Source organism: Bradyrhizobium sp. 62 (genome assembly GCF_023073035.1).
Classification (GTDB): Bacteria; Pseudomonadota; Alphaproteobacteria; order Rhizobiales; family Xanthobacteraceae; genus Bradyrhizobium.
In genome coordinates, this window is record NZ_JADPIT010000015.1 from 998,520 (window position 1) to 1,006,266 (window position 7,747).

At 63.0% G+C, this 7,747-nt stretch carries 10 protein-coding genes; 5 read left to right on the top strand and 5 right to left on the bottom strand.

What is annotated here, in order from left to right; all coding sequences use genetic code 11:
* Nucleotides 1-111: 111 nt before the first annotated feature.
* Complete coding sequence (locus IVB47_RS15265; RefSeq protein ID WP_247398147.1) at nucleotides 112-882, bottom strand: IclR family transcriptional regulator C-terminal domain-containing protein; 771 nt, start codon at nucleotides 880-882, stop codon at nucleotides 112-114.
* 97 nt (nucleotides 883-979) lie between these two features.
* Between IVB47_RS15265 and IVB47_RS15270 the strand changes: the two genes are divergently transcribed.
* The 3 genes from IVB47_RS15270 to IVB47_RS15280 all read left to right on the top strand — a co-directional run bounded on the left by IVB47_RS15270 (nucleotide 980) and on the right by IVB47_RS15280 (nucleotide 3,023).
* Complete coding sequence (locus IVB47_RS15270) at nucleotides 980-1,456, top strand: MaoC family dehydratase (protein ID WP_027518223.1); 477 nt, start codon at nucleotides 980-982, stop codon at nucleotides 1,454-1,456.
* Between the two features lie 27 nt (nucleotides 1,457-1,483).
* Complete coding sequence (locus IVB47_RS15275; protein ID WP_247462430.1) at nucleotides 1,484-1,945, top strand: MaoC family dehydratase; 462 nt, start codon at nucleotides 1,484-1,486, stop codon at nucleotides 1,943-1,945.
* Nucleotides 1,946-2,033: 88 nt separating this feature from the next.
* Nucleotides 2,034-3,023 carry a tripartite tricarboxylate transporter substrate binding protein gene (locus tag IVB47_RS15280; protein ID WP_247462432.1) on the top strand — a complete coding sequence of 330 codons (990 nt, stop codon included), beginning with the start codon at nucleotides 2,034-2,036 and terminating at the stop codon, nucleotides 3,021-3,023.
* A 75-nt stretch (nucleotides 3,024-3,098) separates the two neighbouring features.
* Here IVB47_RS15280 and IVB47_RS15285 read toward each other — a convergent pair whose 3' ends face one another.
* Together IVB47_RS15285 and IVB47_RS15290 are read right to left on the bottom strand one after the other, a co-directional pair.
* The gene (locus IVB47_RS15285) at nucleotides 3,099-3,803 is read right to left on the bottom strand and encodes an L-2-amino-thiazoline-4-carboxylic acid hydrolase (RefSeq protein WP_247462434.1); all 705 of its coding nucleotides are present in this window, start codon (nucleotides 3,801-3,803) and stop codon (nucleotides 3,099-3,101) included.
* 42 nt (nucleotides 3,804-3,845) lie between these two features.
* On the bottom strand, nucleotides 3,846-4,238 hold the full coding sequence (locus IVB47_RS15290; protein WP_247462435.1) for a RidA family protein: 393 nt from the start codon (nucleotides 4,236-4,238) through the stop codon (nucleotides 3,846-3,848).
* A 129-nt stretch (nucleotides 4,239-4,367) separates the two neighbouring features.
* Here IVB47_RS15290 and IVB47_RS15295 point away from each other — a divergent pair, with 129 nt between their 5' ends.
* Complete coding sequence (locus tag IVB47_RS15295; protein ID WP_247462437.1) at nucleotides 4,368-5,003, top strand: LysR family transcriptional regulator; 636 nt, start codon at nucleotides 4,368-4,370, stop codon at nucleotides 5,001-5,003.
* A 50-nt stretch (nucleotides 5,004-5,053) separates the two neighbouring features.
* Nucleotides 5,054-6,181 carry a serine hydrolase gene (locus IVB47_RS15300; RefSeq protein ID WP_247289489.1) on the top strand — a complete coding sequence of 376 codons (1,128 nt, stop codon included), beginning with the start codon at nucleotides 5,054-5,056 and terminating at the stop codon, nucleotides 6,179-6,181.
* Nucleotides 6,182-6,196: 15 nt separating this feature from the next.
* Here IVB47_RS15300 and IVB47_RS15305 read toward each other — a convergent pair whose 3' ends face one another.
* Together IVB47_RS15305 and IVB47_RS15310 are read right to left on the bottom strand one after the other, a co-directional pair.
* Nucleotides 6,197-7,249 carry an oligopeptide/dipeptide ABC transporter ATP-binding protein gene (locus IVB47_RS15305; protein WP_247462439.1) on the bottom strand — a complete coding sequence of 351 codons (1,053 nt, stop codon included), beginning with the start codon at nucleotides 7,247-7,249 and terminating at the stop codon, nucleotides 6,197-6,199.
* The coding region (locus IVB47_RS15310) for an ABC transporter ATP-binding protein (protein ID WP_247462441.1) at nucleotides 7,242-7,747 on the bottom strand (506 nt) is incomplete at its 5' end. The genes IVB47_RS15305 and IVB47_RS15310, both read right to left, overlap by 8 nt.

Genomic DNA, 7,747 nt, shown 5'->3' on the forward strand with positions numbered 1-7,747 from the left:
TCACGATGGCGCTGGCCAATTGTCTGGTCAGATCTGCCACAGGGCGCGCGGCTTTCCGAAGCGAGCTTTACGCCCGGTTCGCTGCTCCGACTACTGCCGCGCAATCCTTGATCACGACAACGACACTGATTGAGTCCGAATGTCCTGGGCGGTCTTCTGAAGCCGCACGAGATATCGTTTCTTTGCGGCCGCCTCGTTCAGCGTTCCGGAGATCAGATTGATGCTGATCGCCGCAACGACGCTGCCGCCCTGATCGCGAATTGGAACGGCCATGCCGCAAATCGCCGGATCCAGCTCGCCATCGACCCAGGCGTATCCCCGCCCCTCCGTCAGTTGCAGTTCCTGAGCCAGGCGTTTGGGATCGATGATGGTCCGTGGCGTCACTGACTTGAGTGGCGTGGTTGCCAAATATTGGGCTTTCTGCTCCGGAGTAAGGTTGGCCAGAAGCACACGTCCCAACGAGACGAGATGCGCGGGTAGCCGGCTGCCGATCCCGAGATTGGCGGAGAGGATACGCCGCGCCGGAAGTCTCAGGGCATAGACGATATCAGTTTCATCGAGCACCGCGAGCGCGCAGGATTCGCCGATGTCGTTGCGAAGATCTTCGAGCGCACGCTGAGCATAGCCCCAGAACGGCAAGGCGTTCAGGTAGGACAAGCCCAGACCGAGAGCTCGAGGCCGCAAGCGGAAATAGCGGCCGTCGGCTTCGCAATATTTCAGCGTAACGAGGGTGGCGAGCATGCGTCGCGCCGTTGCTCGGTTGAGGCCGGCGTGGACGGCGGCCTCTGACAGCGTATGCCGCCCTGGGGACCGGCCAAGCGCCTCGATCAGGGCGAAACCTCGCTCAATCGCGCGAACGTATCCATCACTCTCTTTTGGCAATGCCACGGCCCCCTTGCGGAGACGGACAAGCTCCGCGCATAGTGGTTCACAAAACGAATAATCTGTTCGCCTGGCGAACACTACGGGAGGAGACGCGATGACGCAAGCGCCGGCATTCGAGACCGATTTCTGGAAGGACGCCAATCTGCGCAAGGTGTGGGACGACATCGTCCCGGGTGAGCCGCGCAAGACGATCCCCTACAAGCTGACGCTGGAAGCTATCCAGCTCTACTGCCGCTCCGTCGGCGAAGATCACCCGCTCTATTTCGACGAGACCTACGCGAAGAAAACTCCTTATGGCGGGCTGATCGCACCGCCGTCGATCCACATCCTGCTGATGTTCGCCTGCACCCCCACCGACGACTGGATGCGAACGCCGGGGACCATTAATGCCGGTCAATCCTGGAGTTACAACAAGCCTGCACGGCCCGGAGACACCATCACGCTGCAGGCACGCGCACTGGACAAATTCATCAAGCGCGAGCGCCTCTTCGTCGTCCACGACAACGTCTTCTTCAACCAGCATGGCGACGTCATTTGTTCCGGCCGCGGCCAGACGATCCGCCCCGCTTGATCGCAACGGCAGACAAGGAAACATGGCATGAGCACCAGCTTCGAGAACCTCACCGTCGGCGACATGATCGACGGCCCAAAGTTCGACGTCTCGCGCGAATCCATCCGTCTGTTTTGCGACGGGTCGCTCGACTACAACCCCCTGCATCTCGACGACGATTACATGAAGAACAGTTTCGGCAAGACCAATTTCGGCGGCATCATCATGCACGGCATGAACAATTTCGGGCTGATCACCCGGATGCTGACGGATTGGGCCTATCCTGCCGGTGCCATTCAGCGGCGGCTTGAGACGCGCTGGCTCAAGCCGGTCAAGCCAGGGGACACCATCCAGCCGCTAGGCGTGGTGAAGTCGAAGCAGTCGACGCAGAAATCAAATTGGGTGCTGATCGACGTACTGGTCCGCAATCAAACGGGCGAGCACGTCGCAGCCGGTGAAGCCATGGTCGAATTTCCGACATCCGGTTCAATCGCGGCCCGAGCCGGGTGAAAAGCCCGGCACCGGCGTCGATCTCGCCCAGCCTTTGCGACGACCATAACGAGATGAGCGCATTTCGACCGCTCGACGGGAGGACTTCATGAACCGGATGGCAAGGGTGAGAACGCTCTGGCTCGCTATCGGCCTGGTGCTGCTATCGTTGACGATCCCGCTGGGCTTGGCGTCAGCCCAGCAGTTTCCTCCGAGCCAGATCAAGATCGTCGTGCCGTTCCCGGCCGGCGGCACCACGGACATTCTGGCGCGCTTCATCGCGCAATACCTCGGTGACAGGCTCGGCGTTTCGACCATCGTGGAAAATCGCGCCGGCGCGTCAGGCACCATTGGGTCCGAGATGGTTGCGAAAGCGCCGGCCGACGGCAGCGTGTTGCTGATCGCCGCGACCCACCACGTCATCAATCCGAGCCTGTTCCGCCAGCTGCCCTATGACACGCAGGTAGCCTTCTCGCCCGTGGCCGTCGTCGCGAGCGCGCCCAACGCACTAGTGGTCACAAAGGACTTTCCGGCGAAAAACGTCGCCGAGCTCATCGCGCTGGCGAAGAAGGACCCGGGCAAGCTTTCGTTCGGCTCCTCCGGAATCGGGGGCGCCAATCATCTGTCCGGCGAACTTTTCAAACAAATGGCGGGCGTCGACATCGTCCACATCCCCTACAAGGGAGCCGCGCCCGCGATGAACGATCTGCTTGGCGGCCATATCCCGATCATGTTCGACACGCTCCCAACCGTGCTTCCGGCCGCCTCGGCCGGCAACATTCGCGTCCTCGCCGTCACCAGCATGACGCGCGCGGCGTCGCTTCCCGACGTTCCGACGCTCGATGAAGCCGGCGTCAAAGATTTTGAAGCGACGGCGTGGTTTGGCATGTACATGCCGGCAGCGAATGGCAATCCTGCCTATGCCAGGCTGGTCGAGGTCATGAGCGAGATTCTGGCCTCCCCGGCAATTGCCGAGAAGTTCGCAACACAGGGGGTCACTACCGGCAAATTATCGGGCGCTGAATTCACCCGCTTCGTGGATGCCGAGATCAGGAAATGGTCGGCCGTGGTCAAGCAGGCCAACGTGCCGCTCGAATAAGCGCGCGCAAGAACCACGCCTCCGTCAGCAGGCGAGCAATTCAGGGCCACCTGCATTGGAATAAGGGAGCGCGGCCTAACTCTCGGCGTTCTCATCCGGCGCAAGCCGCGAGAACCGGAAATTGCAGTGGCTCGCACCGCCCGCGAGCGTCTGCGTCCTCTCCAGGTGGATGCCTCGCGCTGCGTAGGCGACGAAATCGAGCCCGCAAATATTCGGCAGGATTTCCTTGTCTCCATGGCGCGCTGCGAGCTTGCAGAAGCCGCAAGCCTTGTAGTTGATGCCGAACTCAAAACTGTCACCCGTATCGGGATCGACGAAATCGTAGACGAAATCTTCCGGAAACTCGGTTTGATGGCTTTCGGTTGCGCTTCTTGCCGCCTGCTCGCGTAGCAAGGCCTGGTTCTCAGCCGACATGAACTGACGACCCGAGGCGAGACGTTCGGCTTCCGATACGGCGAGCAATTGCGCCTTGTAGGTTTCCCGCTCGATCTCGCCGATCACGGGCACCGGCACGCCGTGGCGCCGCAGCACCCGGCTGATGGCCATGAAGCCCATCAGACGCATGAAGAAATCGCTCATGCGGCTTGCCGCGCCGCCGACATAAGGCATCTGGGTGAGCACGATTTCGAATTCATCCATCACCTCCTGCCTGATGCCGTCGATCTCGGAAAGCTGCGCGCGCCCGCGCAACATCGGTTCGGCCAGGTCGAGCCGCTCGCGCATGGCAGCCTCCATTGCACCGCGATGCGCTTCGTAAAACGGATGAATGATCTCAGCCATGGGACACCTGATATGATTGGCTCATTGCAATGTCGGCCGATTTCAATCGGCCGCGATCGCCTCGATCTCCAGCAGCCATTTGCTGTCGACGGTTTCGACGATCACGACCGTCAGCGCTGGCTGGTGCTCGCCCAGCATCGCGCGACGAATGGAGCGGTTGGCCACGAGCTGATCGCGGTCGGTCAGGAACGTCTTGACCTTGACCAGATGTTCGACGCCAAGGCCGGCGGCGGCGAGGACCTCCTTCACGTTGCGCCAGGCCTGCTCGCACTGCGCCTCAAAACCGTCAGGAACGGTGCCGTCGGATCTCTGCGGTACCTGGCCGCTGATGAACAACAGGCGACGATGCTGCGTCACCTCAAGTCCCATGCAGTAACTACCGGCGGGAGCGTGGACGGTTGCGGGATTGTGGCTGACGATGTGAGCTGGGGGCATAGGGTCTTCTCCGGATTGCGGGTCGACCGTATCCGGAGCCACCGCCGCTTCGCAAAGCATCATTGCTGCGGCTCAGCGCAAGAAAATCTATTGCAAGGCCAAGGTCCGCCGGTGTCAAAATGGAGCCCGATGACCCACGCCCTTCCCCCACTTAACGCGCTCCGCGCCTTCGAAGCCGCCGCGCGGCATCTCAGCTTCAAGCTGGCCGCACACGAGCTGCACGTGACGCCGGCCGCCGTGGGGCAGCAAGTGAAGGCCCTGGAGGCGCGCCTCGGCGTGCAGCTGTTCGAGCGGCTGCACAAGCAGCTCATCCTCACCGCGGCCGGTCAGGCCTATCTGCCCGGGGTCTCCGAAGGCTTTCGCCACATTGCGGAAGCGACCTCGCAATTGAGGCCGGCAGGTGCGGTGCTGCTGCAATTGGGGGTCCATGGCGGCTTCGACCTCCGCCGCCTCGATCTGGCAGAATTTCGCAGCACGCATGCGGAGATCGGCTTGCGGGTGCTGCATCCGGCCGGCCTGCACGAATTGGTCGAAGGCAAGGTCGACCTGCTGATCGCCCGCGGCCTCAGCCGCCATCCGGGCTATCGCTGCGACCGGATCGATGAGGGATCGGGTTTGGGCGATTGGCTGGTTGCGCCTGAAGGCACCGCGGATTGTCCCGAGGTCGTCAGTTTTCGCGCGTGGCTGCGGGCGCTGCCGGTCGAGAAGGCGCTCGCAAATCGTCGCCCTCGTCTGGTAGGTGTCAGCGGATGGCGCATCCGGTGAGCGTTTGGCTCACGCTGAGGGCGCAGACTTCTCATATCGGAGACATTCGCATGACCGCAATTGGTCGCCGGGCCCTGCTTATGGGTGGAGGGGCGCTTCTCATGAGCGCAGGTCCGCTTACCTCGGCTCCGTTCGACTGGCAATCGATGACGCCATCCGAGGCAGGCTTTGTGCCGGATCTCGATGCGCGGCTCGACAAACTGATTGCCGAAAATCGTGCTTGGGGTCTGCATGGTGTCTTCGTCACGCGAGCGGGCAAGATCGTGCTCGAACGCTATTTCGCCGGCGAGGACGAAGCCTGGGGCGCTTCTCTCGGCCGCGTCGCCTTCGGTCCCGACACCCTGCACGACCTGCGCTCCGTCACGAAGAGCGTTCTCGGCCTGCTTTACGGAATCGCCCTCGATCTCGGAAAGGTGCCTGCGCCGGATCAACCGCTGATCGCGCAATTTCCCGACTATGCCGATGTCGCAACCGATGCCCGCCTCAAGCGTCTGACCGTCGCGCACGCGCTCACCATGACCCTGGGGTTCGATTGGAACGAGGACATTCCCTACCAGGATCCCAATAACAGCGAAATCCAGATGGAGAGCTCGCCCGATCGTTTGCGCTACGTCTTCAGCCGACCGTTCATTTCCGATCCCGGAGCGCGCTGGATCTATGGCGCGGCTGGAACCGAGCTTATCGGCAATTTGCTGGTAAAAGGCGTCGGCCAGTCGCTACCCGACTTTGCGCGCACACGACTGTTCGATCCCATCGGGGTTGGTCCGACCGAATGGTCCAAAGGATTCAACGGCCAACCCGCACCCGCATCCGGCCTGCGCATGACGCCGCGCGACCTTGCGCGCGTTGGGCAATTGGTCCTCAACCGTGGCCAGTGGGATGGACGCCAGATCGTTTCGTCGGAATGGCTCGCGAAAGCGTTCCAGCCCTACGTCCCGTGCGACGAGCAGCGTCAATACGGCTACTTTTGGTACAGCGGCAACTTCCAGTACGGCCATCCGCCGAACCGGCCCATCACGCATTGGATCGGCGGCTTCGGTTACGGTGGTCAGCGGTTGTTCGCGATGCCCGACCTCGATATCGTGGTGGCCATAACCTGCGGAAATTACGCCGATGAGAGGCAATGGATGCCGCCCATCCGGGTAGTCCGCGACGTTGTGTTGGCTGGACTGAAGTGAACCTCGCCTTCCACCCTAGAGCGGCTGGCCCTCAGGCAAGGCCAACGCCGCCTGCCCCGCAATCTCCTCCGCCCGCCAACACCTCACCGCGTGCCCGTCGGCTCGCGTCTCCAGCGCCGGCCCCGGCTCGCTCCGACACACGGCCTCCGCATACCGGCACCGCGGGCTGAAGGCGCATCCGTTCGGCGGATTGAGCGGGTTGGGAAGGTCGCCGCCTGTCGTCGCCAGCGGTGCATGACGCAAGGGATCGGGGATGGCGGCGATCAGGGCTTGCGTATAGGGGTGCGCCGGCCGCTCGAAGATCTCGCGCCAGTGGCCGTTCTCGACGATGCGGCCGAGATACATCACGGCGACCTTGTCGCTCATGTGTTCGACGACGCCGAGATCGTGGCTGATCATGATGTAGGAGAGACCGAGGGTTTCCTTCAATTCCAGCAGCAGATTGATGATCTGGGCGCGGATCGAGACGTCGAGCGCCGAGACGGGCTCGTCGCAGATGACGATCCTGGGATTGAGGATCAGGGCGCGGGCAATGCCGATGCGCTGGCGCTGGCCGCCCGAGAATTCATGCGGGTAGCGGTCGGCCTGCTCAGGCCGCAGGCCCACATGCCGCAGCATCTTCGCGACGCGGTCCTCGATCTCGCTCTTGGCCGTGACGCCATGCACGCGCAGGGGATCTTCCAGCGTGCGGCGAACGGTCTGGCGCGGATTGAGCGAGGCATAGGGATCCTGAAACACGATCTGCACGATGCGGGCCAGCGCCTTCCGATCGCCGGATGGCCGGTTGGTCACGTCCTGTCCGTCCAGCACGATGCGGCCGCGCGTCGGGGTCACCAGGCCAAGGATCGACAATGCGACCGTCGACTTGCCGGAGCCGGACTCGCCGACGAGGCCGAGGCATTCGCCGCGCTTCAGGGTGAGATCGACCCCGTCGACGGCACGGAGCAGCCGCCGGCCGCGCCCCAGCAGGCCGCCTCCGAGCGGAAAATGGACCGCGAGATCCCTCACGCTGAGAATGACATCGTCGTCCGGCCGTGTCTCATCCAACCTGTCTTGCGGCTCATGCATGGTGGTGACACCTGACCAGACCGCCGGCCTCCAGAAAATCCGCTCCCGGCGCGACTGTCCGGCAAATATCGGTCGCCTGCGCGCAACGCGGATTGAACCGGCAGCCGTCGGGGAAATTCGTGATGGCCGGGACCACACCCGCGATCTCCGTCAGCCGGGTCCGGCCAAGCGCAGCGCGACTGCCGAGCCGCGGCAGCGAGGCGACCAGGCCTCGCGTATAGGGGTGCGAGGGTGCCCGGAAAATATCGGCCGAGCCGCGCTCCTCGACGATGCGGCCGGCATACATCACGGCCACGCGGCGGCAGACATTGGCGACCAGCCCCAGATCGTGGCTGATCATCAGGATCGCGGTTCCCCGCTCGGCGCATAAATTCCGCATCAGCTCGATGATTTCGGCTTGCACGGTGACGTCGAGTGCCGTTGTTGGCTCGTCGGCGATCAGGAGATCCGGACCGCAGGCGAGCGCGATGGCGATCATCACGCGCTGGCGCATGCCGC

Coding starts and splice junctions, on each gene's coding strand:
- IVB47_RS15270 (WP_027518223.1), top strand. CDS start 980: ATGACGCAAGCGCCGGCATTCGAGACCGATTTCTGGAAGGACGCCAAT.
- IVB47_RS15275 (WP_247462430.1), top strand. CDS start 1,484: ATGAGCACCAGCTTCGAGAACCTCACCGTCGGCGACATGATCGACGGC.
- IVB47_RS15280 (WP_247462432.1), top strand. CDS start 2,034: ATGAACCGGATGGCAAGGGTGAGAACGCTCTGGCTCGCTATCGGCCTG.
- IVB47_RS15285 (WP_247462434.1), bottom strand. CDS start 3,803: ATGGCTGAGATCATTCATCCGTTTTACGAAGCGCATCGCGGTGCAATG.
- IVB47_RS15290 (WP_247462435.1), bottom strand. CDS start 4,238: ATGCCCCCAGCTCACATCGTCAGCCACAATCCCGCAACCGTCCACGCT.
- IVB47_RS15295 (WP_247462437.1), top strand. CDS start 4,368: ATGACCCACGCCCTTCCCCCACTTAACGCGCTCCGCGCCTTCGAAGCC.
- IVB47_RS15300 (WP_247289489.1), top strand. CDS start 5,054: ATGACCGCAATTGGTCGCCGGGCCCTGCTTATGGGTGGAGGGGCGCTT.
- IVB47_RS15305 (WP_247462439.1), bottom strand. CDS start 7,249: ATGCATGAGCCGCAAGACAGGTTGGATGAGACACGGCCGGACGACGAT.